The sequence below is a fragment of the Thermodesulfobacteriota bacterium genome (assembly GCA_034189135.1).
GTDB lineage: Bacteria > Desulfobacterota > Desulfobacteria > Desulfobacterales > JAUWMJ01 > JAUWMJ01.
Genome location: JAXHVO010000006.1, coordinates 39,421 through 66,124, shown reverse-complemented (window position 1 = coordinate 66,124; position 26,704 = coordinate 39,421). Strand labels below are relative to the sequence as shown.

Here is a 26,704-nt window from a genome sequence, read left to right as displayed (position 1 = left end):
GGTTGAGCGAAGCGAATCCATATATGTAGATTAAGATGGTCGTTTTGGTATGATAAATGATTTGAAATGAGAAAAGATGGGCCGGAAAGCTACCGCGAAGCGGTTTCGTTCATCTCCCACAATCCGGTAGATATCAGTTGCGAAAATTCCTGTGATATTCGATTTAAATCACAGTTTACCAGGATTTGACAAACCGGGCGTTCCCGATGTAGATTTCATATATCCAAATCTTACCTGTTAAAATTCCATTACGTTCGATAGGTTGACTATTTTCAATATCACCACATATATATCTCGATAAGTTCGATTTTCATGACTTATCGAGAAAACTGTATAACATATATATTATGCCTAAAAGATAAAAAAATGTTTATTGAATCAACCGGGGTTTAATATATGAAAGTTCTCATTATTTCAGGAACCTTTCTTCCACTGACCTCTTCCCGTCTTCAAATGTCTCCTTCTGGTGCTGCTTATATTGCAGGAGCTGCCCGTAAAGAAGGCCATACTGTTGAAATATTTGATTGTTATGTCGCCAGTAACTTAATTGAGGAACTCAAAAAAAAGCTGTCTAAATTCAGACCGGATGTTATTGGTATTTCCATCACCATCGTTACCAGTGATATCCGTGATGAAGAAGCCGATTTTGGCACAAAATATATCGATATGCGGCCAAAAATAAAAAGCATTGTCGATACTATCAAACAAAATACAAATGCTCACATTATATTGGGTGGCCCCGGATTCAATTACTATGCAAAAGAATGGCTGGATTATCTAAGCATGGATTATGGAATAAGGGGTGAAGGAGAATACTCATTTCCGCTATATCTTAATAGACTCGAGAAAAATGGAGACATATCCAGTGTGCCGGGATGTATTTTCAGAAAGGCAGGTGAGATTAATAAGGTAGCAAGAGATTTGGTTGCGGATCTGGATGATACAGCTTTTCCTGCTTATGATCTGTTCGAAAGTAATAAATACAATGAGCAGAATATAGCTTATGCTTTGTATAGCAAACGAGGCTGCGGCTTTCGGTGTACCTTTTGTCCCCATAGTTCACTTGAAGGGACACGCTATCGTTTAAAATCCCCAGAGCGAGTAATAAAAGAAATCAAGCATGTAATGAAAACGACGAACTCAGGAAATATTAACTTTAGCGATAACAGTTTTAATTGTCCCAAAAAGCATGCGGAAGCGATCTGCAAGGAGATAATTGATCGTCAGCTTAAGATCAAATGGAGATCCGGCGCCATTAAACCGCTGGGGATTACAAAAGACTTTTGTAGGTTGATGAAAGAATCCGGATGTGATTATGTCGGCCTCTCCATCGAAACAGCTTCTGAAAAGATGCTTGCAAATATGAAGCGTGGTTATAGGACCAGCCATATCAGGGAAGCTTTGAGTAATCTAAGTAATTCAGATATTCCTTTTGGACTTTCCATTCTAATTGGTGCACCAGGAGAGACCCCGAAAACAATCTCGGAAACCTTTAGTATCGTTGATAGTTTTCCGATGACAGAAAGTATTTGGATAAATATTGGCCTTTATCTTTGGACACATCATCAAAATGTATTAGATGCTGCAAAAAGAGACGGGCAGTTAAAGAATGAACGGGAACTATTTGATGGTGCTTATTACATATCTCCTGAGCTCCCAAAAGATTATATGATAAGTCTTATAGAATCACTGAAAACAAGAGAGAATTGTGCTGTTCAGGTGAATAAACCTTACTGGGAATACAGAAAAAGGGTTAACTCACTTGAATAAAAATTTGTTATAATTAAGATGAGTTCGAGGCATAAGCATTGCAGCGGACAAGCTGCTGAATGCAACATTTAACAAATCACAAACAAGGTCAGTTGATGTAAAATATCTATCCAGAAAAGGAATAAATATGTGCAGCTTTCAGATTTCATTTATGGAAAAAAGGGACATCCAGGAATCGGCAAGGGTTCTCAGTGTTGCTATGCTCGACAATCCTCTCCATGATGCTGTTTTTCAGGGTAAAGGTGAAAAAGAACGAATAGAAATTGAAAAAATGTTTTCTAACCTCTTGATTGAATTGCCTGGCATAGTCTTTCTGGCAAAAGATAAACAAAATATTATCGGGGTGATGCGGATGAAATCATGCGAGGGGAGTAAAGCCACGAATAACCACATAGACTCAAAAGATGAAAATGATATAGGCTGGCGGAAGTATATATGGCATACGGAGTGGGCACGTCACGATCCGTTGAGTCAACATTGGCATCTTGGTCCGATTGGTGTGCTGCCGTCTCATCAAGGATCAGGTGTTGGATCCATACTTATGGAACGCTTCTGCAAGGAAGTGGATGCCTGTCTTGCCAAAGCTTACCTGGAGACAGAAGGGGATAAAAATGTACGCTTTTATAAGAAATTCGGGTTCGAAGTTGTTTCCGAGTCCGAAATATTCAATGTTAAAAATCGATACATGTTGAGAGATTCAAAAAAAAGTTAATCAAAGGAATGCATATCCAATGCTTTCTGCAGACGCTCGTAACTTGTGCGGCTGAAGCGCATGTTAAGATCCAGGTTGCTCCAACGAATGACAGTTTTTTAAACCCCTGTAATTGTGGTGATATGGTCGGATTAAGCGATATCATAAGTTCGACGATAGTTGATAATTTTTTTATTATATCAGTAAGTTGGTAATATGTGCTTATGGGGTGAAGTGCCCAACCTTTGAGTTGGGAGGTGAAACGATGGATTTTATCAAAAAGGTTCTCCAGACAGGCTTGCTCATTATTCTCATCAGTGCTCTCATTTGCTGCGGGAAGCAAGATTCCAGTTCCAGATTTCCTCAAAAGATCGATCCTTTCCTTTTCAAATCCGCTGTTGAGTTAACAGACGCAATTCGGCGCGGCGAGATCACTTCACTTGATCTTCTCAACCGTTACCTGGATAGCATTGAACGCAATAATGGCAGCATCAACGCGGTCGTGGCGTTAGATGTGGATGCCGCCCGAGCACGAGCAGCGGAAGCAGACCAAGCGCTCGCCCGAGGCCAAATCTGGGGGCCTCTTCATGGGCTGCCGATGACAGTAAAGGATGTATTCGAAGTGGCGGGAATGCCGGCGACTTCTGGCGACCTCAAGCTCAAAAGCTATATACCGGATCGTAATGCGATAGCGGTCCAACGCCTGATCGACGCCGGTGCGATCATCTTCGGCAAAACCAATGTTCCATACCATGCTCGCGATTTTCAAAGCTTTAATAAAGTATATGGTACGACGAACAATCCCTGGGATTTGACCAGAACTCCCGGCGGCTCATCAGGAGGATCGGCGTCAGCGCTTGCCGCGGGATTTACTTCCCTTGAGTTGGGTAGCGATTTAGGGGGATCGGTTCGCTTTCCGGCCCATTATACCGGTGTTTTCGGCCACAAGACCACCTTTGGAATCGTTCCAAGATATGGGCATATACCTCCCATACCCGGCCGGGTTCAGCCGCACCAAATGTCGGTGATTCCACTTTTTGTGATCGGGCCTCTGTCCCGAAGTGCCGAGGATTTGGCGTTATCTCTAAAGATCTTGACGACTCCGGGTCGTTCGGAAAAAAGCGGCCACAGCTCAGAACTTTTACCGACGCGAAGAAAACAATTCAGTGATTATCGAGTTGCCGTTTGGTTCACTGATAGCTCTCCTGCAGCTGAAATCGATGCGGATGTTTTGGCGCCGCTTCAAAAAACAGTGGGGAAATTACGCGAAGCTGGTCTTGCCGTTGACGAAGAAGCACGTCCGGATCTACAGCTGTGGGAAACCGTTCATTTGTGGAGGGAAATGCGCGATGAATTAACGGCAGGGTCATTACCTCTGTCTAATGGTCTTGTCTCGAGGCAAAAAAAACAGCAATCTAAATGGGCTGAATTCTTTGAGCGCTACGATGTTTTGCTCGCTCCTGTTGCTCTTTCTGTGGCATTCCCTCATAACCATAGAGAGCCTGTTATAAACCGTAGATTGGATGTAAACGGAAAGAAGAAACCGTATTTTGACAACCTTTCCTGGACTGCGATGGCTATTGTGTCTGGTTTGCCTGCGACGGTGGCTCCGGTCGGGCTGAGCGAATCCGGCCTTCCGGTAGGCATCCAGATTATCGGTGCCAAATTCGAGGATCGAACAACCATTGCCTTTGCTATGAGCTTATCTGATCTCGTGGGTGGATTCAAAGCCCCGCCAGGCTTTTTAGACCAACAGCGCTAATACTTTGTTTAATGATAAAAATATTCAACCTGTACACAAGCTTTGGCAGTTTACTTAAAGGTAGTGTTATCATACTCCAATCGAAGTTTAGCTGATCTTTCGATCCTATCCATTCAAGTAGAAGATAGAGCACAATAGGTCGTCTGATATTCAGTACCACTGTTGAGATATTCCTTAAGTGCTTAAATTCTTTCAAGCTCCACCAGTGTGGCACCCCAGCCTCCGGCTTCAGGAGGCGCATCCAGAAAGGATTTTACCTTGGGATTATTTTTCAACAGCTGTTGTACTCTTTTTTTTTGGATCCCCTTGCCCTTTCCATGAATAATACGCAGGGAAAATATACCTGCCTTGATGCACTCAATGATATAATCTTCCAGCAAGTCGGGCACGTCTGACGGTTTAAAGGTGTGCAGGTCAAGGACATCTTCAATATCAATTTTCACCGGTTGCATTTACACATGTTCTCCTTTATAATTCCGATCGCATGGTGAAAAGTTATTTTACACCACGGAGTTCCCAGAGAACACATGGATTATTCTGTTGATTTAACTTGTTATCTCCGTGAGCTCTGTGTTCTCTGTGGTAAAGCTGGTTTTTTAAGAATTCAACAATTTTGCTTAATACGCAAAAAGTGGAAAATCAAAATGGAAGATATAAATTTTATTTATTCTATTGGAATTATAGTTTTCGCTTATTTACTGGGTTCCATTCCCTTTGGTCTGGTTTTTACCCGAATATTTACTTCGGTTGATATCAGAAAACAAGGAAGCGGCAATATCGGCGCAACCAATGTAAGACGGGTTGCCGGGACACCTATCGGGCTTCTGACCCTTGCCGGTGACGTGCTAAAGGGTGTGGTCCCGGTTTATGCGGCAACGGCTATTTCTTATCCCAGTCCTCTGATATATGAAATATGTGTTTGTCTGACCGCTCTATGCGCCTTTTTAGGGCATCTGTATCCTGTCTACATGAAGTTTAAAACCGGAGGAAAGGGGGTCGCCACTGCTTTAGGGTGCTTCCTGGTCCTTTCACCGGTTGCCTGTCTGGCTGCTCTGGTGGCATTTCTGATCGTGGCTCTGTCAACTAACCATGTATCTGCCGGTTCCCTTGCAGCAGCCGGCGTTATTCCGATTGCTGTGTGGATAAAAACAAATTCACTGGTTATGACCGCCTGTGCTGCGGTGATAACCATATTTATTGCATACCGTCACCAGGATAATATCAAACGGCTAATCGCCGGTACGGAAAATGTTATCAGGAAGAAGGGGAAATAGCTGCTTTTAATCAAACCCCGGGCCATGCTGATCGATCCTAAAAGGTTTTACCGTTTTTGAACATCCCCAACATTGAACGTTGAACATCGAAAGATAAAATCGCTTCACTCTTCCATTTAAAATAGGCAGAATGCCTTATTCAAAATTCGGCGTTGGACGTTCGAAGTTCGAAGTTCATATTTTTTTAATTGTCAGACACCCCAAAATACCCACCACACCCAAGCGGCAATCCCTGCCAGGGGAAAATGCGTTTCAACGAGAAATTCCAGCCGTATGCCGGGTAAAACATACCCGCGTTCATAAGCCATTAAAACAACAAACAGCAAAACAGGGCACATCAAAAGAGCAAACCCAAGACTTGAAATATAACCAAATGCAGCGGATAATAATAAAAAGCAAATACTGGCTATTTGTACTGTCTTCAAAAGACGCATGGTCCGGTTTTCTCCCAGCAAGGTTGCCAGTGTTTCTTTGCCCACGATACGATCTCCCTGCATGTCGAGTATATCAAAAAATGCGGTCCTCACCAAGACCAGGCTGGTTGACCATAGAAAAATAAATGCAGCGTTTACACTGATTTTCCCTGATGCCGACAAGGAGGGCAATATAGACGTGACTATTCCCCAGGCCATTGCTATGAGGAAGGTTTTTGAGCCCGGAATGTCCCTGATTCTAAAATATCTGTTGCCGGTAAAACGCCTGGGCAACAGTCTTAAATTATAAGAAAGCCCCATGATGCTCATAATGAAAAGAATTAAAAATGCAGTGGGGCCCATGGTGTAGGCGGTGATAAGGCCGGCTCCACCGGAAATAACGGCAAGGCCGGTTAAGAAGATTTTATGTTTTTTATAAAAAGACGCTCTGTCCGGATCATTATAGCGATCTGACGCACTTCCGGTAAGGTGATTGAGAATGTGCATGGATTGAACATAGAGAATGGAAATGATCACATAGGGCAGATAGCGGGAAATTCCCTGAAGCATGGTGCAGGCATAACAAAGACAGCCTGCCCCTATAGATACATAAATATTTGTAAGCAGCAGGGTGCGCTGAATAAAAAAACCGAGTTTTTGCCAGCCGTGGCCTTTCTTAAAGGATAGCGCTTCAAGCGCCCGGTAAACTCTTTTGATGGTCCAGTTCGGGGTGGAGGCACCGGCGGTGATTCCTATGCGTGCAGAGGATAACAGTGGCTTTAAGTCAATTGCTTTGAGATCTGATTCGGTTTCTATGTGATAGGCCGTCTTTCCGGTGTTTTTGGCGATCTCAGCCAGCCGTTTTGTGTTTCCGCTGCTGAATCCTCCAACCACAACAATGGTATCGACCGATGATGCCAGGCGTTTTACTTCGGCCTGGCGACGGCCGGTAGAGTCACATATTGTATTAAAGACTTTGTAGTGAGGAAAATTATCCGTCGCCTGTTTTTTTATTTCATCAAAAAGGAGTGTATTTTGGGTGGTCTGGGCAACGATAATTGCCTTTTCAAAGCGCGGAAGTGAATGAAGATCGCTGACGCTACCGATTACATGGCCCTTTTCTCCGGCATAACCGAGCAATCCAACCACTTCCGGATGGTCTTTGTCTCCCAATATGATTGAGGCATAATGGTTTCCCGCATGCTTTTTAATTATCGACTGAACCTTTATTACGCGGGGGCAGGTGGCATCCAACACATTAAAGCCGGCCTTTTCAAGGTTCTGCTTTACATCCGGGGGAACTCCATGGGCCCTGATCAGAATGGTGCCGGATCCATGATCAGGGATGTCGTTAATCACAGATATTTGTTTTTCTTCCAGAAGTTTAAGCACCTGAGGGTTGTGGATCAGAGGGCCGTAAGTGCTGATAGGTCCTTTAAGCTTTTGGGGTGCATCCAGAACCATTTCCACTGCCCGGCGCACCCCCATGCAAAATCCTGCGGTCTTGGCGATTAATATTTTCATACTGGAAATTTAAAGTGTCTATCCAGAAGCAATAACTGGATTTCATGTCAGCCATTAAGGCACAAAGATGGTAATAAAATTTCTATCCTTGGTTCGCGGCTTTGTGTCTCAGAGGCCAAACCATTGCGACAGGATTTATTCCTTCAGAAAAACCTTATGGTCCACCAGGGAAAGAGAATGGATGTGGGCTTTAATAAATTTTTGATCTCCGAAAATGCTGATGAGTCTGATGCCGTCCTCTTCAGGTTCAACTGTATCAACCGCCTCCATTAATAGCTTGTTTTGGTCACCCTCAATCAGGTAAGCATTGGCTTCACACATGATATATCACTCCTTTTTTTGCAGTATTGGTTTTAAATTAACTTCGATCAGCTCCTCAATAAGATGCGGAAGGGGCATAGCAGGGATGCCCACGATTTCAACATTTTCCTGTGTAAGTGGTATGAGAAATTTAATTGCCGGGCTGGTTGCCACGGCCTTTGCAATTTTCGGGGTGACTTCACCCAACATGGCATTGGCCATAATAATGCCAACCGGACCGATGATAATATCGACCTTTTTTACGGTTTGAACAATGGCATTTTCCCCGGAGGCGCCCCGGTTTGCTCTGGCTTTTAGCATCTGGGCCGTGGCAATTGCGTTTGTTCCCAGTGCCATAATCTCGACAGATTCCTGAAACAGCTCTTTTAATTTCTTAATGATCGTACTGCCGATACCACCGCCCTGTCCGTCAATGACACATATTTTTTTCATGTGACCTTCAAATAAAGTTTATATTTAATGTGATGAAACTTCATGGCTTTATAACCTCCCAGCTTTCCAGCCCTATAGTTTTTTAATTTTAGCGGCACTCCGTCTTTTTCTTTTGGGAAGCTTTCTGCTGGGACCTTTTTTTTTGGTTGTGGGAATCCAGCCCACTTCATCTGTATCGTCAACACTAAAACCGTCTAAATGGGCAGCCATTTCAAGCCTTTTTTCAAATTCAATGGAGCTGATGACAGCAGCTCCGGATAAATAGGCGGAATCCACCACATCCCGATCAGAGCTTACCACCAGGGCTTTTTCTTTTTCTCCTGCGGCCATATTTTTGATAACCGAATCAGCCGATTCACCGCTACGGGAAAATTTTATTTCAATTCCGCCAATATAGTCTTTGTGGCCGGAAGAGGAAGCAGCATTGGTTCCGTCAAAAACGACCGTTATTTTATGATGTTTTATTCTTTTATATGTTACCAGCAAATCAACCAGCGCTTCTCTGCCAAGTTGCAGGTCCCGGCGGTCAAGCGGGCTCAAAGAAGATGACTGGCGGATCAGATTATAGCCATCGATTATTATATGGATAGACATTGGTGTTGATGAATGGGTAAAAAAGGCTTCGCGCCTGACGGCTAGAAAAAGAGGCCCATATATAAATTAGTAGATGAGACTCTTTTCGACGCCATTGGTCTTAATCTCGTTTAAAAAGGTTTATGAGTCGATCGAGGTCGTCATTGTTGTAGAATTCGATTTCAACCTTTCCCTTTTGTCCCTTTCTTTTTATCTGAACTTTGGTCCCAAAATAACTAGAAAGGTTACCGGCCAGATCCGAAAAGTATATATCTTCTGAACTTGGCTGTGATTCTTTGGGTTTTTTCTTTCCTGCTTTTAATTTTTTTATCAGGTTTTCCGTTTCCCTGACTGATAGACCTTTAGATACCACCGCACGCCAGGCGGCGATTTGTTGAGAAGGTACTTCGGCACTTAACAAAGCCCTGGCATGACCCATACTTAAAGAGCCATCCAAAATACTGGCCTTTATCTCATCCGGCAGTTGCCTGAGTCTTAAAAAGTTGGCCACCGCGGATCTGCTTTTTCCCACACGAATGGCTGCCTGGTCCTGGGTGAGGTCGAATTGGGTGATCAGACGATGATAGGCTTCGGCCTCCTCTAAGGGATTAAAATCTTCCCGCTGGATATTTTCCACAATTGACATTTCCAGCAGCTCTGCATCTGAAATATTTTTTATAACCACGGGCACCTTATTGAGTCCTGCCATTTTTGCTGCTCGCAGGCGTCTTTCACCCGTAATAAGTTCATAACCGATATTGTCTTTTCTAACCAGCAGCGGTTGAAGAATGCCCTGTGTTTTTATGGAATCACACAATTCCTTAAGTTCATCTTCAGAAAACTGAAGACGGGGCTGATAACGATTGGGGCTGATCAGATCGGTTTCACAAAAGAAATAGTCCAAAGGCTTGTCTTCCGAAGATTTAATGTCTGGAATAAGCGCATCCAGTCCTTTTCCCAAGGCTAATTTTTTTCGTTTTTTCATGTTTGGCACGGAGATTTTTCCACTTTTCTTTGGGTTGAACTCATTTATGTTTTCTCTTTATAAAAATTGATGATTTCCTTTGCCAGATCAAAATAGCTTTGCGCGCCAGTGGATGTTGCATCATACATCAGTATCGGTTTGCCAAAACTTGGGGCTTCACTCAGCCGAATATTTCTAGGAATGACCGATTTGAACACCTTGTCATTGAAGTGCTTTTTAGCATCTTCAGCTACCTGATAAGACAGGTTGGTTCTTTTGTCAAACATGGTTAAAAGGATTCCGGCAATATTTAGATTGGGATTCAAATTGTGTTTGATTCGTCTTACCGTTTGCAACAGCTGGCCCAGGCCTTCTAAGGCGTAGAATTCACACTGCAGGGGGATCAGTAAAGAATTAGCCGCTGTCAGTGCGTTCACTGTCAGCAAACTCAGAGAAGGGGGGCAATCTATAATAATGAATTCATAAGAATTTTCCAGATCGGCAAGAAGCTTTTTTAACGCATTTTCTCGCTGGGAATTTGAAATCATTTCGATTTCATAGCCGATAAGCTCCACGTTCGACGGTATCACCTTTAAGCTGTCTATTTCGCTGTCAACAACAAGACTTTGAACCGGAGCTTCCCCGAGCATGCCGTGGTATAAAGTGCGGTCTATACTGGTTTTATCGATTCCGATTCCAGACGTCGCATTGCCCTGTGGATCACAGTCAACCAGAAGCGTTCTTTTTTCTGAAACGGCTAAAGCCGCTGATAGATTCACCGCAGTGGTGGTTTTGCCAACTCCGCCTTTTTGGTTGGCTATGCATAAAATTTGTGCCATAATAAAAATCTCTAACACAAAAAAAGGTGTTTGAAAAGGATTTAAAAAAAAGGTAAACAGATAAAGCGTCAAAATTGTAAGACTGGTAAAAAACCGAATTTGTCACCGGGTACACAACGCACACAGAGGTAACAAATTAATAAAACTATATATTTTCTGTGTTTGGTGTGATCTCAGTGGATAAACCTTTCGTAACAAGAAATATGCCGATGAAATTTGTCACCAAATTATTATTGCTTTCCCTGTTTTTTTTGTTTGTCACCGGGTTTTTTATGCCAAAAGCGGCTTTAAGTATAACGGCTGCCGAGGAAGAAGAACTTTCCCGAGAGTTCATGAGGGTTGTTCTAAAGAATTTAGAGCTTGTGGAAGATCCTGCTATTGTCAATTATGTGAATAAGGTGGGGGCGAAAATTGTCTCGATTCTTTCCCCCCAGCCATTTACCTACCGTTTTTATGTGATTAAGGATGATGTATTTAACGCTTTTGCCACACCGGCCGGCCACATTTTTATATACAGCGGGCTGATGGCGGCAATGGAAAACGAAGAGGAACTTGCAGGTATCCTGGGTCATGAAATCGCACATGTCTTATGCCGTCATATTTCACAGAAGATAGATAGATCCAAAAAGATTTCCATTGCAACTTTAGCCGGTATTGCTGCAGGAATATTCCTTGGCGCAGAAGGGGCTGGAGAAGTCGGCAGTGCCGTAATAGTGGGATCGATGGCCGCCGGTCAATCCATGGCACTGGCATACAGTCGTGAAGACGAGAGGCAGGCAGATCAGATCGGGCTTAATCATCTCACCAAAGCAGGCTACTCGGGGTATGGTTTGCTTACCATGTTAGCTAAAATTCGAAGCAAACAATGGTTTGGGACAGAACAAATTCCTCCCTACCTGACCACTCATCCCGCACCTGAGGAACGACTGGCTTATATTGATACGTGGCTGGAAAAAAACGGAAAAAAACAGTTCTCAAAGACAGATTCCGCTGAATTTAAAAAAATTAACACACGCCTGGTTGCACTCTACTCTGATGAAGCACTTGCCTTAAGGAAATATAAAAATGCGGTCAGCAAAAATCCGCAAAATTCCATGGCGAACTATGGATACGGACTGGTACTGGCAAGGATGGGAAACAGAAAAGATGCGGCGGCATATATTAAAAAAGCACTGGAAAAAGAGGCTTTTAACCCGACATTTTTAGTTGCTCTGGGGCGGATCTATTTTCTTGACGGGCAGTATCAAAAAGCACTCACTATGCTTGAAAGCGCTGTCAGCATTGCTCCGGACGATCCGGAAGGACTCTTTTATATTGGACGGTCCCAGATGGAACTGGGAAGATTTAAAGATGCCGAATCCACGCTAAGAATGCTTACCAAAAAACATCCAGGTTATAAGCCGGGGTTCTATTTTCTGGGGAATACCTATGGCAAGCAGCACAAGCTGGCCGATGCGCATTATACGCTCGGCATTTATTATACCAAAAAAAGAGAGAATAAAAATGCGGTGATCCAGTTTGAAAAGGCTTTAGAAAAGACGACAGATCCGCATAGAAGACAAGAGATTAAAAATCTGCTGAAAAAAGTCAGCAAAAGGTATGCGCAGGAGAGGAAAAAAGAGGCTAAAGCGAATTAAGCTGTTTATAATATGATAATATTCAATATTCGACGTTCATAGCCTTTTTCAACTGCGATCAAAGTGAGAAAACATCATGGTAAATGTGCCTCGGCCCTGGGTGGCCGACCTTAAGGCGGTTGAATAGCCAAACATGCGAGCAAGTGGTACGGTGGCCTTTATCTCCTGGGTGTTCATTTTGGCTGTGATGGCTTCAATTTTTCCGTTTCTGGAATTTAAATCACCGATCACATCCCCCATATAAGATTCGGGAACAAGCACTTCAACATTCATAATGGGATCAAGAAGATAGGGGTTGCCGTTTGCCAGAGCCTCCTTACATGCCATGGATGCACTTACGGTAAAAGCCAGCTCAGTGCCAACAGATTCTCGGTACGATCCTCCTGTAAGAACAGCCTCCACATCAACCACAGGATATCCCATCAATGCACCGCTTTCGAAAGACTCCATGACGCCCTTTTCAATTGCAGGCACAAACGCGTCAGGTATGGTTTCCGGTGTAATATTCGATAAAAACCTGTTGCCGGTACCCCGGGCCAGAGGTTTGAGTTTTAATTCAACTTCTCCAAAATGATGATGTCCGGCAACTTCTTTGTCGAATGTTGAACAGGCTTTGATTTCTTTCTCAATGCTTTCCCGGTAAACAACCTGTGGTTTCCCCACATTCACGCTGGTGTTAAACTCGCGCAACATACGGCTGATTATAATTTCAAGATGAAGCTCTCCCATGCCCGACAAAATCGTCTGCCCGGTATCTTTATCTTCCCGAACCCTCAGGGTGGGGTCTTCCACCATATATTTTTCCAGAACCTGATCCAGCTTTTCCTGATCACTGTGGGTTTTAGGTTCAACCGCAACCGAAATGACCGGCTCATAAAACTCTATCTTTTCCAGCAAAACCGGATGGTCAATTGAGCAAAGCGTATCACCGGTTGAAGAATTCTTTAACCCGACCACCCCGACAATATTTCCCGCTGCTGTACTATCGACTCTTTCCCTTTTATTGGCATGCATCTCCAGTATGCGGGAAAGCTTTTCCTTTTTCTTAAGGGTGGGGTTGTAAACCTCTCCACCGGCCTTCATTTTTCCGCTATAGACCCTCACGTAAGAAAGCTTTCTTCCTTCTATCATAGAGACTTTGAAGATAAGTGCTGACAGGGGCTTGGTATCTTTTGCTTCACATTCACGGACTTTTCCTGTTTCAGGGTCCGTTCCTTTTACCGGTGGAATGTCGATAGGACTCGGGAGAAAGCGGACGATCGAGTCGATGAGCGGTTGGATTCCTTTGTTTTTTAGAGCGGATCCGCATAATATGGGAACCAGTTTTAAATCGATGGTTGCCTTTCGGATTGCATCATAAAGGCTTTGTGCGTCCACCGGTTTTTCCGCCAGGTAGTCCTCCATAATATCATCATTATGTTCTGCGATTGTTTCGATCAGCTTTTCGCGATATTGGTTTGCACGATCGAGAAGATCCGGTTGTATACTTTCGGTTCTATAGGTGGCACCAAGGGTTTCTTCATCCCATATGATTTGTTTCATTTCCACCAGATCGATGATACCGGAAAAATGATCTTCAGAACCAACCGGAAGTTGTAAAATTAAAGGGTTTGCATTGAGTCTGTCTACCATCATTTCAACAGTGCCGAAAAAATCTGCACCCACCCTGTCAAGCTTGTTGATAAAGGCGATTTTAGGGACAAGATATTTATCAGCCTGGTGCCAGACCGTTTCCGACTGGGGTTCAACGCCTCCCACCGCACAAAAGACACCGATGGCTCCATCGAGGACTCTCAATGAGCGCTCCACCTCTATGGTAAAATCGACATGCCCCGGGGTATCGATAATATGGATTTCATTTCCCTTCCACTGGCAGGTGGTTACCGCAGACGTGATGGTAATGCCGCGTTCCTGCTCGTCAGGCATCCAGTCCATTACGGCTTCACCGTCATGAACCTCGCCTATCTTATGGGAGCGACCGGTATAGTATAGGATCCGCTCGGTTACGGTGGTTTTCCCGGCATCAATATGGGCGATGATACCGATATTGCGGATATCTTTTATTTTGTGTGCTTTTTTCATCTCACCAGAAGCATGTCAGCTTTTAATGGAAAACGCAAATCAATATGACCTGCAAGGGTCAAAGCTTCACGTCCGCCAATGAGTATTTTTACGGTATCTATTTCGGGGACATTTAATATTAATGAATTCACAATTGAATATATGGTGATGATTTCCGCTTTGCATCCACCCGGATGTTTCTCACTGATGATCGGTGAAAAATCGGCATAGGCTGTTTTATCTTTGGTGACAAAAAACGTCCGTAAGGTGCTACCCAAAGGGATGGTTCGCATGAGTCCTTCCTTCGGCCCTTTGATAAGGGACTCAATGATCAGTTTTCCCCTTTGTGCCGGATTATCAGATTGTACCAGCACTCTTTTTTCTGCCATCAGAAAGGAGTTTTCCTTATTGGCAAAATACAAGTGAACAATCGTCCCTTGAGTATATTTTTCCTTTTCCGGGGTGGTCACTGTATCAGGTCCGGATGCTATCACCGATATAACAAAAAAAAACGCGGATCCAAAGCTGCCCACCAGTATGGAAAGTACTAAAATATAAATAAGGCGTTTCTTTTTCATGGTTACGCGTGATCTCCTGTTTCAAAAACAGACACGTTTTTAGGACAATGCGTGAATGATGTCAAGGGGGAGATGGGGATTAGGCAGCGGGATCGCCTTTACTGTTTGTTACGGCTACGCCTAGCAGGTTTGGTCATGAATTCCGTTGCAATCGGGCAAAATACTGAAATCGACTTGTCAGCAGTAATCTGTGTGTGATCAGCAAGTTACTACGAACTGGGAACTGAATTATATGGTGGTGGAGCTGAGGGGGCTCGAACCCCTGACCTCATGACTGCCAGTCATGCGCTCTCCCAGCTGAGCTACAGCCCCGAATAATAAAGGAGGAACTAACAAAAACCGCTAGGGGTGTCAATATTTATTTTGGATTTAAAAACGTCAATCTATTTCAACCACCATTGTCTCCAGTCACTTTAAGGTTTAAATCCATGTTTTGCTGAAAAAAGCTTTTGGCAGATAGGTAATTCTTGACAAAAGTCGGGTAAGAAATTAAAATTTCTAGTTTATAAATTTTAAAAATTGATTACCGAGACAGGTTTCACATTGAATCCGGAAAATTTTTTAAAACAGAACAAGGGGTTCGCTAGCCAAGAGAATAAGCAGGGCATGTTTAAAGAGTTCGATGCCACCGAGCTGTATTGTCCTAAATGTAAACGGGCGGTTCCGGTGAGAAAGCGCCTTCTTTTGGTCTTGCCTGAGGGTGACAAGTACGAATACCTGTGTGCCATTTGCCTGGAACCTATCGGGTCAAAGATTGACAAGAAAAAACAGGAGATCCGGTTAATTATTTAATAGGTCTCATTGGTATAATAGAATTAAGCTGTTGTTTAAAAGGAAAGGAATCACATGCTCGATTTAATTAGGAAAAAAGCCGGTAGCTGGATGGTAAAAGCGATTATATTTCTAATTGCCGTTGTGTTTGTATTCTGGGGAGTTAATATTCGTGACAAAGCCAAAGGCACCATTGCCAGTGTCAATGATGAGCCGATTACACTGGATGAATACAACCGAACCTACGACAATCTTAAGGAACAGGTCAGGAGAAGATTTGGGGACAGGTTGAACGACGAGATGATCGCAAGCCTGGGATTAAGAAAACAGGCCCTAAACCAACTGGTAGAAAAAAAGTTAATGCTGATGGAAGCCAAAAGGCTGAATTTCAGGGTGACTGATGAGGAACTCAAAGCAGCCATCAGAAACATTGACGCGTTTCAGACAGACGGGGTGTTTGATAGTCGCAGGTATAATAGAATTTTAAGCAGCGTCCGGCTCACTCCTGAAACATTTGAAGTTGAACAGAAAGAGGCCATGTTAACCGAAAAACTCAGGGCATTTATCACGGGAAATGTGAAGGTGTCCGAACAGGAAGCTAGGGAATATTTTGAATACCAGGACGCCTCTGTTGATATTGATTTCGTTCTTTTTGCAACTGAAAGGTATAAAAATGTCAGACCGACCGATGATGAAATAAAGGCATATTTTGAAAAACACAAAGAGACTTATAAAACGGAAGTCAGGTTGAAAGCGAAGTATTTGCACTTTAATCCGGATTCGTTCAAGCCGGAGGTAAAAATTGATAACGACGAGTTGCTGGACTATTACGAAACAAATCAGAGTGAATTTTACACTCCGAAAACGGTTGAGGCCAGTCACATTTTGATAAAGGTCGCCAAAGATGCCGATGCCCAGACGGTAGAAAAGGCAAAAAAGAGAGCACTTGAAATCATGAAGATGGCCAGGGAAGGAAAAAATTTTTCAGACCTGGCAAAAAAATATTCCGAAGGCCCGACAAGGTTTAAAGGGGGATCCCTGGGTGCATTCAAAAAGGAAGCCATGGTAAAACCATTTTCGGACAAGGCGTTTTCCATGAAATCCGGAGAGATCAGCGAGCCGGTACGTACCCGGTTCGGCTGGCATATTATCAAGGTGGATAAAATAAACCAAGAATTTACCGTATCTTTTGACAAAGCCAGGCTTAAAATTAAGGAAAAACTGCTGACTCAGAAAGCCGGTAACCTGGCATATGATAAGGCAGATGAAGTTTATGAGGCATCCGATGAGGGAGACGATTTGAAAAAACTTGCTGATTTGCAAAATTTCACCTTACATACAACGGATTTTTTTACTAAAAAGAATCCGGTGAAAGGTGTTGCAGACAGCGCTAAATTTACCGAAGCAGCGTTTAATATGGAGCTTAGGGAAATCAGCGATATTCAGGATTTAACAGACGGGTTTTATATCATCCAGGTGATTGAAAAAATTGATGAAAAGATTCCTCCTTTAGAAGATGTAAAACAAGAAGTAAAGGTGGTCCTGACAGATAAAAAACGGGAAGAAAAGGCCAGGGCAGACGCAAAACAATTACTGGCTGCACTCAAGGCCGGTGGGGGAATAGAATCTCTGGAAGGAGAAAGTGTCAAATCCGGTTTAAAAATGGAGACCACCGGTTTTTTTAAAAGAAATGGTTCAATTAAAAATATCGGATTTGAAAACGAAATTGCAAAATCAGCCTTTTTGCTTTCAAATAAAAAGAAATTTCCCGATGACGTGATAAAAGGGAAAAAAGGATATTATGTGATCAGATTTAAAAATAGGAAAAAGCCGCCTGTGAAAGAATTCGCAGAGAAAAAGAAGAGTGTTGTGGAAAGACTGCTGCAACAGAAAAAATATCAAACATTTAATGCATGGGTGACACAGTTGGAAGGCCAAAGTGAAATTTCAATTGAGGACGGCTTTTTAGATTAAAGGAGATAAGGAAAGATGCCGGATGATGCAGAAAAAAAAGAAGTGGTTCACGCGACAAAGAGGTGTCCGGAATGTTTCACTTACGTGAAGCTTGATGTGAAAAGATGTCCTGAATGTAAAACCAGGCTTGGAGCTGTTGAAAAGCACGGCATGGCTAAAAGGCAGGTAAACTGGATGTCTTACCTTTCATTTTTTATTGCTTTTCTGGCCTTTGCTTTTTATATCTGGTGGGAATTTTTAAGTTAATCCGATATGAACTGGAAAAAGCATGTCTAAGCTGACGGATGAAGATAGAAGAAGCCTGCTTAAACTGGCTCGAACCACCATAGAGGCGGAGATTGATGCCGGTTCAAAGATAGTGCGGCCGGAGAAGACCTCTTCCGGTTTAAAGGAAAAGAGGGGATGTTTTGTCACCCTCCATAAAGACGGAATTCTCAGGGGGTGTATCGGCACCATAGAGCCTGTTCGATCCCTGGTGTTCAATGTTGAGGAAAACGCATTGAATGCAGCATTTCACGATCCACGGTTTCCGGAGGTGGAAATGAATGAACTGCCGGATATAGATATCGAAATCAGCGTGCTGACTGCTCCTCGACAAGTTGATTTTAAAGATGGTGACGATTTAAAAAACAAGCTTAAACCAAAAATCCACGGAGTCATACTTTCCCGAGGTTGGCAAAGTGCCACATTTCTTCCGCAGGTCTGGGATCAACTTCCTGACAGAGAAGATTTCCTGGGGCACCTCTGTCAGAAAGGAGGTATGGAAAGGGAATGCTGGAAGGACAGGGAAACAACGGTTAAGGTTTACACGGCAGAGTATTTTTCTGAATCCTGATGGCATCGTTCCAAGGCTCATCTACTGCTACGCCTTTTTATCCCGCTGATTTTTAACGGGGGTATATAAGCCTTGGAACGATGCCATCAGGTGCTTATGTTTTTTACCTAACCGTCTAAATACGGTATTTGTTCAATTTTGGAACCCACGCCCTTCCTCGTCTGGCGGGATCTCCGACGAGCGTCAATTCTTTACTTTTTTCTTCTGCCTTTGTGCCTCTTTGCTTTCTGCCTATCCCTTACTTTGACAGCATGGCTCTCATCATATCCCCGGCATTTTCTGCGTGATCTGCGATGGATCCGATGAATTCAGCCAATCTTATGGTATGAAATACGGTGACCGGATTTATCTCCATGTTGAATACTTTTTGTTTTATATTATCTTCCAGTTTGTCTGCCTGATGTTCATGCCCGCGAAGTTCCCTGATGATATCCTTAACAAGATTTCGCTGCTTTTCTGAAAAATTTGTAAAGTATTCTCTTGCTTCGGTCACCATTTTGGTCATTTCTTCCACCGGGCTTACCACTGCATCTACCAGAAGGCGAAAATCCTTTTTAATTTCATTTCTGATTCCGGGGTCGGGTCTGTAAGAAAGCCAGTCAAGCACATCCTCCATAGCATCAAGAACCTGGTCCTGTTCTCTTAAGTACCTGAACAGTTGGAATTTATCCACAGGCATCATGGTCCCTTTGGGCAGATGGCCGCGGATTCGCCTTTTTATGGCATCGGCCTCACTTTCCAGTGTGTCCACTTCCTGTCTGAATTTTTCAAAGGGCTTGCTTTTTTGTGAAAGATGACATTCCATTGCCTGCTGGAAAGACCATGCACATTCTGTAACCTTCTCAGCATGCTCCTGTAATCCATCAAAAGGCGACGTGATAAACATTGAAAAGAAAGGTAAACGCATAGTCACCTCCTTTATATAATGAGTTGAAGTATTTTAAAAATGATTATACTGGTGATGGCCGCCACCGGAACGGTCAAAACCCAGTAAACTATAATTTTAAAAATAATCGAGAAGTTGACCGCTTCGATTCCACGCGCGATTCCCACCCCCATGACACCGCCGACTGCCGCATGGGTGGTTGAAACCGGAAGGCCCAACTTCGAGGCAACAAGGACGGTGGTTGCCGCGGCAAAATCAACACAAAATCCGCGAGTATTGGTGAGGGTGGTAATTCTTTTACCGATGGTATCCATGACCCGGTAGCCTGCCATTGATATTCCGCAAGCAATACCTACCCCGCCGAATAAAAGAAGAAAGAAAGGTACCGGCACTTTTGCTCCTACGCCTCCCGTTTTGGCCAGAAAATAGATCACCGCAAGAGGGCCGATGGCGTTGGCCACATCGTTTGCACCTTGGGCCAGTGCAACATAACATGAGGTGCCTATCTGGATCCGTCGGAAAACCTCTTCAGTTCCGTTGGACGGGTCACTTTTAATGAAGCGTTTTAAAAGCATCTTTCCGGAAAATCCTAACAAAACGGCCAAAATCAGAGCGATAATCAAGGCTTCAGGTGTGCTGACCGAAAGCGTTTTCCCCAAAGGTGTTTTAAATAGAAAAGACAGGATTACCACGAAAAAGGCAAGCCCGATAAAAAACGGTGATGATTTGAGTGCCATGATAAACCGGTCTTTTTTTGATAAAACCAACCGTATGATAACTTTAAACATGATAAATGAAATGATAAGGCTAAAAACAGGAGAAATAACCCAGCTCATTACAACGGCAGCCAGTTTCCCCCAGTTTATTACAGAGAAACCGCCGGTCATGATGCCGAAACCGATCATGGCGCCAACAATGGAATGGGTAGTGGAAACAGGAAGGGATTTCCAGGTGGCAAAGCTCACCCACAGGGCAGCGGCAAGAAGGGCGGACAATGCACCGATAAGGGCCAGATGAGGGTCGGTGAGAATGTCAGTCGAGACGATTCCTTTGCGTATGGTATTGGTGACATGAGAACCGATAAAGACCGCACCGAGAACATTCAGGATGCCGGCAATAAAGATTGCCTGGCGTATGGTAATCGCCTTCGCACCGACGGCGGATGCCATGGAGTTGGCCACATCATTAGCGCCGATATTCCACGCCATGTAAAATCCAAAGATGTAGCCGATAATCAGGATGTAATTTTCCGGGGACATAGTTACAGGTTTCGAGTTGCTGGTTTAAGCCGTTCTTAAATATAACGGCTGACTGTCTCAACAGTACCTTATAAAATGAGTTTATAAATTTCCGCTGTGCATATCACGGGATATGCGGTTAATCAACATAATACTTTTCAAGTATATCATCCGGTATCATGTCAATAAAGCGCGACGGCCTGGAAAATATCATGCCTGAACCCCTATCATAAGTATGACCTGGATAGGTAAAAAAAAGATTATTTTGTGCACGGGTGGCCGCCACATACATCAGCCTGAGTTCTTCTTCCAGGTCTTCTTCGTTGTTTAAAGAATGTATGGAAGGGAAACGACCATCAAGCGTCCAGATAATAAACACGGTGTGCCATTCAAGGCCCTTTGCAGAATGAATGGTTGAAAGAACCAGGCGGTTGTTATCGGTCGAAGTCTCGGTAAATGTATTATCCATACTGGTGTTCGGTGGTTCAAGGGCCATATCGGTTAAGAATTGTTCAAGGCTGTTATAACGTTGCATAATAGCTAACAGTTGTTCGAGATCCCTTGCGCGCTTGGGGTGATTGTCATACCTGTCCTTTAAAACAGGCAAATAGTAGTGTAAAATGATTTCTCCCATTTCAGCAACCGACAAAGGATTGGAATTTATATTGGAGAAAAGCTGCCTGAGCCGGCTTAGACGTTGGTTCAGGCCTGATTTGAGTTTGATGGTGAAAATCCCCGTATATCCCGACCGCTCATTATGTATTGCCTGATATATGTTTTGGGCGGTCTTGGGCCCTATTTTTTCTATTAAAAGCAGGATCCTGTACCAGCTTATGCGGTCATGCGGGTTGGCGATCACTTTCAGGTGTGCCAGCACGTCTTTAATATGCGCAGATTCAGTAAATTTGAAACCGCCGACCTTGATAAAAGGAATTTTTTCTCTGGCAAGTTCGATTTCAAGGTCAAAGGAGTGAAATCCGGCCCTGAACAAAACGGCCATTCGGCTCAGGGGAACCCCGCTCATGTTCAGCTCTTGGATTTTATCAACAACGAACATCGACTGGTCGTTTTCACTTTGGGTGCAAGCCAGCAAGGGTGTTACCCCGCCGGTTTTTCGGGTAAAAAGCTTCTTGGAAAATTTTTCCGCCGCCCGGTCGATAATAACATTGGTCAGATCCAATATGGGTTGGACACTGCGATAGTTTTCTTCCAGGCTGATAATTTTGGTTTCCGGAAACAGTTGGGGGAAATCGATGATATTCTTAAAATTTGCCCCCCTGAAAGCATAGATGCTCTGAGAATCGTCTCCCACCACCATCACGTTTTTATTTTTACTGGTTAAGGAGTATAAAATAGAGGCCTGTATCTGGTTGGTATCCTGATATTCGTCCACCATGATATACTGGTATAACGATGATATACTGTCCCGTATATCCGTGTGATTTTTCAACAGAAGGTCGAAAGAGACCAACAGATCATCGTAGTCAAAAAAGCCATGCATCACTTTTCGGTTTTTATACTCGATGGCAAGATTAACAATATCATCCAGATAAGGTAGAAAATGGGGATAATCATTATAAATGACATCTTCAAGGGAAATTACTTTATTCACCGATCTGCTGAAAATATTTGCCAAAGTACGCTTTCTGGGAAACGAGCGATGTTTTGGTCCGGGATTTAGTTCTTTTCTCAGCATGCCGATTAAACTTTCCGCATCCACGCGGTCAAGTATGGTATATTTGTTGTCAAAGCCAAGGATGGACGCATACTTTCGCAGCATGGAATTGGAAAAAGAATGAAAAGTTCCTCCGGAAACCCTTTCACACCTGTTGTCCAATAGTTGTGCTGCGCGGCTGAGCATTTCTGCCGAAGCTTTGCGGGTGAAGGTTAAAAGTAGAATCGAGGCAGGTGAAATGCCCCGTTCAACAAGACGTGCCACCCGGTAGGTCAGTGTTCGGGTTTTTCCACTACCAGCTCCGGCTATAACGAGCATGGGACCGTCTAGAGAAGTGACTGCTTCTAGTTGGGCGGGGTTAAGCTCTTCTTCGTATTTGATATTAAAGCGTTGTTTGTGGTTGTAAAGATGTGATTGCTCTACCATTTTCCATCACTATAGGGTATATCGGGTTTTATTGTAACCGTTCACAGGTTCAGGGTTCAACGTTCAGGGTTAGAAACAAGGGCAAAAGTAAAGACCCGAAGTTCTCATAAAAAATGCCGGTTTTGCCACATAATTGCCAAAGCGCCGCAAATTATCAGATTGGGAATGAGGAAGCCGGGCTTGTCCTGGCGTATCTTTCAAGCAAAGCCAGTCGCTACTCATATAAATACACCTCCAAAATGGAGCCATGAGACAAGAATGCAACCTTGAACCCCTGAACGGTTGCAAATTATCTTTCATGGAAACAGTTGTGTTGTCAATAGTTCTATTACTTTATCGCATAAATGGTTGACAATTAAAAGAGTATTATATACTACTTAAAAAAGGATATCTCTTCATAAATATTCACCCAAAAACCCGGGAGGAAAATAAGAAATGAAGAAAGTAAAAAAACAGCTAAAAACCGTACAAAAAAAACTGGTGACACTTTCACAGCAACAGTTGAAAAGACAACTGGCATCGGCGTCAAAGTCTCTGGTGAACCTTTCAAAACAGCTGGAGAAACTTTCTAAAAACGTGGAGAAGATGCAGGCAGCTGAGGCAGCGGCAAAGAAAAAAGCTGCCGTTAAGAGAAAACCTGCTACCAAGAAAAAACCTGCGGTGCGGAAAAAAGCAGCAGTTAAAAAACCGGCGGCTGCAAAAGGCACAACCGTTCTTGGCAGTGTTTTTGATGCAATTAAGCGGACCAAGAAGGGAATTGCCATTGAAAAAATAAAACAAAAAACCGGATTTGAGGGAAGACAGCTTAGCAATGCACTGTATAAACTGACTAAACAAGGCAAAATCAAGACGGTTTCACGAGGTGTTTATATTAAGAAGTAGTATATATTAAAAGCGATTTAAATTCAGGAATCGGTTGTGAGCGTTCAGGGAACGTTGAAATTAGAAAAATAGAAATTGGAGATTTGGCCACCGATCTCTACCGAATTTCTATTTTCCCGGTTAAAGTTTCAAACCGTAAACAACTGTGAATCTTTAAAAGTCTTCAGTTTGCCTGGTAGCAGACTGAAGACTTTTTATTTTCCACTCAAACAGGGGATAGTCATATGTCCGTTAGCTCGTTTAAAAGCTTGGTTATCGGTTTTTTTATATGGGCGGTTGTGTTTCCAGTCACGGGGTTGTCTCAAGCCGCCGATTCAAATCAACCTAAACAAAATAGCGCCTTACCGGGTACCATAAATGCATGTGGTGCTGATGAAATGCCATGCTGGCCCCATGAAAAAAGCGATCTTGATCCTGACCCGGAAATTGTGTTCGGAAAACTGCCAAACGGTTTGAGATATGTACTCATGGAGAATCACGAGCCCAAAGCCAGGGTGAGCATGCATCTTAATGTTCAGGCAGGTTCAATGAATGAATCGGACAGCGAGCAGGGCCTGGCGCATTTTCTTGAACATATGCTGTTTAACGGGTCCACCCATTTTAAACCGGGAGAACTGGTAAAGTATTTCCAGAGCATTGGCATGCAGTTCGGCGCCGACGCAAATGCCCATACCGGATTTTACGAAACGGTTTATGATGTCCTTTTGCCTCATGGAGATCGGGAAGATCTTGAAAAAGGCCTGGTGGTATTAAAAGACTATGCTCAGGGCGCTTTGCTATTACCATCCGAAATAGACAGAGAAAGGAAGGTGGTTCTGGCTGAAAAAAGGACCCGTGACAGTGCATCGTACCGCACCTTTATTTCAACTTTAAAGTTTGAGCTTCCTGATACCCGGATAACTGAAAGGCTTCCCATCGGTAAAGAATCTATTATTAAAAATGCAGACCAGAGCCTTTTCAAAAAATTCTACGATACATGGTATCGGCCTGAAAAGATGGTCATTGTTATGGCAGGAGATTTTGACACGGAAGTGGCGGCAAAACTCATACAAGATAACTTTTCTTCCATATCTCCCAGGGCGTCACCTAAGCCTGATTCTGATATAGGGAAGATCAATCATAAAGGAATCAAATCGTTCTATCATTTTGAAAAGGAAACCGGGAATACAACTGTGAGCATTGAAGTGATAGCAAAGACTGATAAAACTCCGGATTCCTTTGCATTGCAGAAAAAGTGGCTGCTTAGGGATATTGCCAGCCGGATGGTGCAGGACCGTCTGGATGCCATGGTCGGCAAACCCGGTACTCCATTTACATCGGCAGCCATTAGCTCGGGAATTTACCTGCGTCAGATAGAATATGCTGCGATTACCGCAGACTGCAGCCCGGAAAACTGGAAAGAAACTCTATCCGTTGTCGAACAGACATTAAGACAGGCCATAGAACACGGGTTTACTAAATCAGAACTTAACAGGGTTAAAAAAGATTTTATTTCAGGTCTTGATAATGCAGTAAAAAAGGCGCCAACCAGAAACAGCCGTACTCTTGCCCGGGACATTATAAGCCATGTAAATAATGACAGGGTGCTGCAGTCGCCCGGCCAGGGAAAAACGCTTTTTACCCCGGTTATCCGTTCGGCGGCATTAAAGAATGTGCATGAATCTTTCCGGAAAACATGGGCGCCCGAACACAGGCTGGTTCTGGTTACAGGCAATGCAAAGATTTCTTCCGGTAAAATTGATCCAAAAGATATCATCCTGTCTTCCTTTAACCAAAGCCGGAAGGTAAAAGTTTCGCCACCGGTTGATAAAAAATCGGTTACTTTTCCATATCTTGCGGAACCGGAACACAGGGGACGGATTGTTGCCAAAACAGTCATAGATGATCTTAAAATTGTCCAGGTTGATTTTGAAAACGGTGTCCGTCTGAATCTTAAAAAAACCGATTTTAAGGCAGATGAAGTAAAAGTTTTGCTTGCGTTTGGTTCGGGCAGATCAGAGGAGCCTGCTGACAAAGCCGGACTTGCTCAATTGAGTGAAGCGGTGATTAATGAAAGCGGACTCGGCTCACTTGAGAAAGATGATATTGAACGCGCCCTTGCAGGAAAGAATACATCCGTTTTTTTTGAAATAGACGAAGATAAGTTTTCTCTTAATGGAACATCAGTGACCAAGGAAATTGAATTGCTGTTTCAGCTTATTTATGCACACCTGGTTGATCCGGGATATAGGGAAAATGCTTATCAGCTTTCAATCAAACGGTTTGAGCAAGAGTACAAGGCCCTTTCCAGTTCCATAGACGGTGCCATGATGCTTTCCGGCAGGCGCTTTTTAGCGGGAGGAGACAGCCGGTTCGGACTTCCTGGATTTGATGAACTCAAAAAGTTGACGCTTAAGGATATCCGGTCATGGATCGACAAACCTTTGAAACATGGCCGGCTTGAAGTGTCCGTGGTGGGGGATTTTGATATCGACCTGATGATAGATACCGTATCGCGATATCTTGGAAGCCTTCCGGTGCGCAAGGAGTCCGAGCACGATAAAAGATCGGACCTGCCTGAGTTCCCAGCGGCCCAAATTTTAAAAACAGAGGTTCCCACAAAAATTAATAAAGGAATTGTGATTGTTGCCTATCCCAGTGAGGATTTATGGGATATTAACCGGTCACGCCGCCTGTCCGTGCTGGCAGAGATATTTTCCGACAGACTCAGGGAAAATATCAGGGAAAAGCTGGGCGCAGTTTATTCAACCTTTGCCTTTAACTCGCCAAAACGGGCATATCCCGGGTATGGCGTATTTTATTCCATGGCATATATAGATCCAGCACAGGCCGGTTTAATCCAATCACAGATAAAGAAAATAGCATCAGATATTTCCCAAAACGGCGTGACACAGGAAGAACTAAAGCGCGCACTTAAACCCACCCTTACAGGCATTAAGGAAATGCTGGAGAAAAACAGCTACTGGCTGGGCACGGTTCTGTGTCAATCGGTAACCTATCCGCAGCAATTGAAGTGGAGCCGGACAATTTTAAGAGACTATGCTTCAATCCGTGCGGATGAAGTATCCGCACTTGCAGAAAAATACCTTGATAACAGTAAAGCGGCAACGATTATCATAAAACCGGTGGATAAATAGTGATGGCGTTGTAAAAAATTATAAAAATTCCTTTCCCGTTG

Annotated in this window: 23 protein-coding genes and 1 tRNA gene; 11 read left to right on the top strand and 13 right to left on the bottom strand. The window is 43.5% G+C overall.

Annotated features, from left to right (window positions below):
- Positions 1-396: 396 nt before the first annotated feature.
- The 3 genes from SWH54_00885 to SWH54_00875 all read left to right on the top strand — a co-directional run bounded on the left by SWH54_00885 (position 397) and on the right by SWH54_00875 (position 4,223).
- The gene (locus SWH54_00885) at positions 397-1,770 is read left to right on the top strand and encodes a radical SAM protein (protein ID MDY6789796.1); all 1,374 of its coding nucleotides are present in this window, start codon (positions 397-399) and stop codon (positions 1,768-1,770) included.
- Between the two features lie 127 nt (positions 1,771-1,897).
- Complete coding sequence (locus SWH54_00880) at positions 1,898-2,482, top strand: GNAT family N-acetyltransferase (GenBank protein MDY6789795.1); 585 nt, start codon at positions 1,898-1,900, stop codon at positions 2,480-2,482.
- A 244-nt stretch (positions 2,483-2,726) separates the two neighbouring features.
- Positions 2,727-4,223 (top strand): amidase family protein, encoded by a 1,497-nt coding sequence (locus tag SWH54_00875; protein MDY6789794.1) that lies wholly within the window; start codon positions 2,727-2,729, stop codon positions 4,221-4,223.
- A 182-nt stretch (positions 4,224-4,405) separates the two neighbouring features.
- On the opposite strand, the gene SWH54_00870 is transcribed toward SWH54_00875, so the two are convergent.
- Complete coding sequence (locus SWH54_00870) at positions 4,406-4,675, bottom strand: Smr/MutS family protein (GenBank protein ID MDY6789793.1); 270 nt, start codon at positions 4,673-4,675, stop codon at positions 4,406-4,408.
- 192 nt (positions 4,676-4,867) lie between these two features.
- On the opposite strand from SWH54_00870, the gene plsY reads away from it, so the two are divergent.
- Positions 4,868-5,497, top strand: a complete 630-nt coding sequence (plsY, locus tag SWH54_00865; GenBank protein MDY6789792.1) for a glycerol-3-phosphate 1-O-acyltransferase PlsY — start codon at positions 4,868-4,870, stop codon at positions 5,495-5,497.
- 191 nt (positions 5,498-5,688) lie between these two features.
- Here the strand turns inward: plsY and ispH are convergent, their stop codons facing one another.
- The 6 genes from ispH to SWH54_00835 form a co-directional block, all read right to left on the bottom strand.
- Positions 5,689-7,434 carry a 4-hydroxy-3-methylbut-2-enyl diphosphate reductase gene (gene ispH / locus SWH54_00860; protein MDY6789791.1) on the bottom strand — a complete coding sequence of 582 codons (1,746 nt, stop codon included), beginning with the start codon at positions 7,432-7,434 and terminating at the stop codon, positions 5,689-5,691.
- 135 nt (positions 7,435-7,569) lie between these two features.
- Complete coding sequence (locus SWH54_00855) at positions 7,570-7,755, bottom strand: CooT family nickel-binding protein (GenBank protein ID MDY6789790.1); 186 nt, start codon at positions 7,753-7,755, stop codon at positions 7,570-7,572.
- 6 nt (positions 7,756-7,761) lie between these two features.
- A complete protein-coding gene (locus SWH54_00850; protein ID MDY6789789.1) occupies positions 7,762-8,187 on the bottom strand; it encodes a DUF3842 family protein in 426 nt (141 codons plus the stop codon).
- Between the two features lie 72 nt (positions 8,188-8,259).
- The gene (locus tag SWH54_00845) at positions 8,260-8,781 is read right to left on the bottom strand and encodes an NYN domain-containing protein (GenBank protein ID MDY6789788.1); all 522 of its coding nucleotides are present in this window, start codon (positions 8,779-8,781) and stop codon (positions 8,260-8,262) included.
- A gap of 100 nt (positions 8,782-8,881) precedes the next feature.
- Positions 8,882-9,745, bottom strand: a complete 864-nt coding sequence (locus SWH54_00840) for a ParB/RepB/Spo0J family partition protein (protein ID MDY6789787.1) — start codon at positions 9,743-9,745, stop codon at positions 8,882-8,884.
- Positions 9,746-9,789: 44 nt separating this feature from the next.
- The gene (locus SWH54_00835; protein ID MDY6789786.1) at positions 9,790-10,563 is read right to left on the bottom strand and encodes an AAA family ATPase; all 774 of its coding nucleotides are present in this window, start codon (positions 10,561-10,563) and stop codon (positions 9,790-9,792) included.
- Between the two features lie 209 nt (positions 10,564-10,772).
- Between SWH54_00835 and SWH54_00830 the strand changes: the two genes are divergently transcribed.
- Positions 10,773-12,200 (top strand): M48 family metalloprotease, encoded by a 1,428-nt coding sequence (locus tag SWH54_00830; protein ID MDY6789785.1) that lies wholly within the window; start codon positions 10,773-10,775, stop codon positions 12,198-12,200.
- Positions 12,201-12,248: 48 nt separating this feature from the next.
- Here SWH54_00830 and fusA read toward each other — a convergent pair whose 3' ends face one another.
- The 3 genes from fusA to SWH54_00815 all read right to left on the bottom strand — a co-directional run bounded on the left by fusA (position 12,249) and on the right by SWH54_00815 (position 15,151).
- A complete protein-coding gene (gene fusA / locus SWH54_00825) occupies positions 12,249-14,282 on the bottom strand; it encodes an elongation factor G (protein MDY6789784.1) in 2,034 nt (677 codons plus the stop codon).
- A complete protein-coding gene (locus SWH54_00820; GenBank protein ID MDY6789783.1) occupies positions 14,279-14,839 on the bottom strand; it encodes a GerMN domain-containing protein in 561 nt (186 codons plus the stop codon). Before SWH54_00820 ends, fusA begins: the two co-directional genes overlap by 4 nt.
- A 236-nt stretch (positions 14,840-15,075) precedes the next feature.
- A tRNA-Ala gene (locus SWH54_00815) sits at positions 15,076-15,151 on the bottom strand.
- 294 nt (positions 15,152-15,445) lie between these two features.
- On the opposite strand from SWH54_00815, the gene SWH54_00810 reads away from it, so the two are divergent.
- Genes SWH54_00810 through amrA form a run of 4 tightly spaced genes read left to right on the top strand, consistent with a single transcriptional unit; the run spans position 15,446 to position 18,419 of the window.
- Positions 15,446-15,631: a cytoplasmic protein gene (locus SWH54_00810; protein MDY6789782.1), complete on the top strand. Its 186-nt coding sequence runs from the start codon at positions 15,446-15,448 to the stop codon at positions 15,629-15,631.
- 54 nt (positions 15,632-15,685) lie between these two features.
- Positions 15,686-17,584 carry a SurA N-terminal domain-containing protein gene (locus SWH54_00805; GenBank protein ID MDY6789781.1) on the top strand — a complete coding sequence of 633 codons (1,899 nt, stop codon included), beginning with the start codon at positions 15,686-15,688 and terminating at the stop codon, positions 17,582-17,584.
- A gap of 15 nt (positions 17,585-17,599) precedes the next feature.
- Complete coding sequence (locus SWH54_00800; GenBank protein MDY6789780.1) at positions 17,600-17,830, top strand: hypothetical protein; 231 nt, start codon at positions 17,600-17,602, stop codon at positions 17,828-17,830.
- 22 nt (positions 17,831-17,852) lie between these two features.
- Entirely contained in the window at positions 17,853-18,419 is a 567-nt protein-coding gene (gene amrA, locus SWH54_00795; GenBank protein ID MDY6789779.1) for an AmmeMemoRadiSam system protein A, read from the top strand.
- 238 nt (positions 18,420-18,657) lie between these two features.
- Here amrA and SWH54_00790 read toward each other — a convergent pair whose 3' ends face one another.
- The 3 genes from SWH54_00790 to SWH54_00780 form a co-directional block, all read right to left on the bottom strand.
- Positions 18,658-19,326, bottom strand: coding sequence for a TIGR00153 family protein (locus SWH54_00790; protein MDY6789778.1), 669 nt, complete (start codon positions 19,324-19,326; stop codon positions 18,658-18,660).
- Positions 19,327-19,337: 11 nt separating this feature from the next.
- Positions 19,338-20,564 (bottom strand): anion permease, encoded by a 1,227-nt coding sequence (locus SWH54_00785; protein MDY6789777.1) that lies wholly within the window; start codon positions 20,562-20,564, stop codon positions 19,338-19,340.
- Positions 20,565-20,682: 118 nt separating this feature from the next.
- Positions 20,683-22,644, bottom strand: a complete 1,962-nt coding sequence (locus tag SWH54_00780; GenBank protein MDY6789776.1) for an ATP-dependent helicase — start codon at positions 22,642-22,644, stop codon at positions 20,683-20,685.
- A gap of 435 nt (positions 22,645-23,079) precedes the next feature.
- On the opposite strand from SWH54_00780, the gene SWH54_00775 reads away from it, so the two are divergent.
- Together SWH54_00775 and SWH54_00770 are read left to right on the top strand one after the other, a co-directional pair.
- Positions 23,080-23,526 carry a hypothetical protein gene (locus SWH54_00775; GenBank protein ID MDY6789775.1) on the top strand — a complete coding sequence of 149 codons (447 nt, stop codon included), beginning with the start codon at positions 23,080-23,082 and terminating at the stop codon, positions 23,524-23,526.
- A gap of 224 nt (positions 23,527-23,750) precedes the next feature.
- Positions 23,751-26,663: an insulinase family protein gene (locus SWH54_00770; protein MDY6789774.1), complete on the top strand. Its 2,913-nt coding sequence runs from the start codon at positions 23,751-23,753 to the stop codon at positions 26,661-26,663.
- Positions 26,664-26,704: the final 41 nt, after the last annotated feature.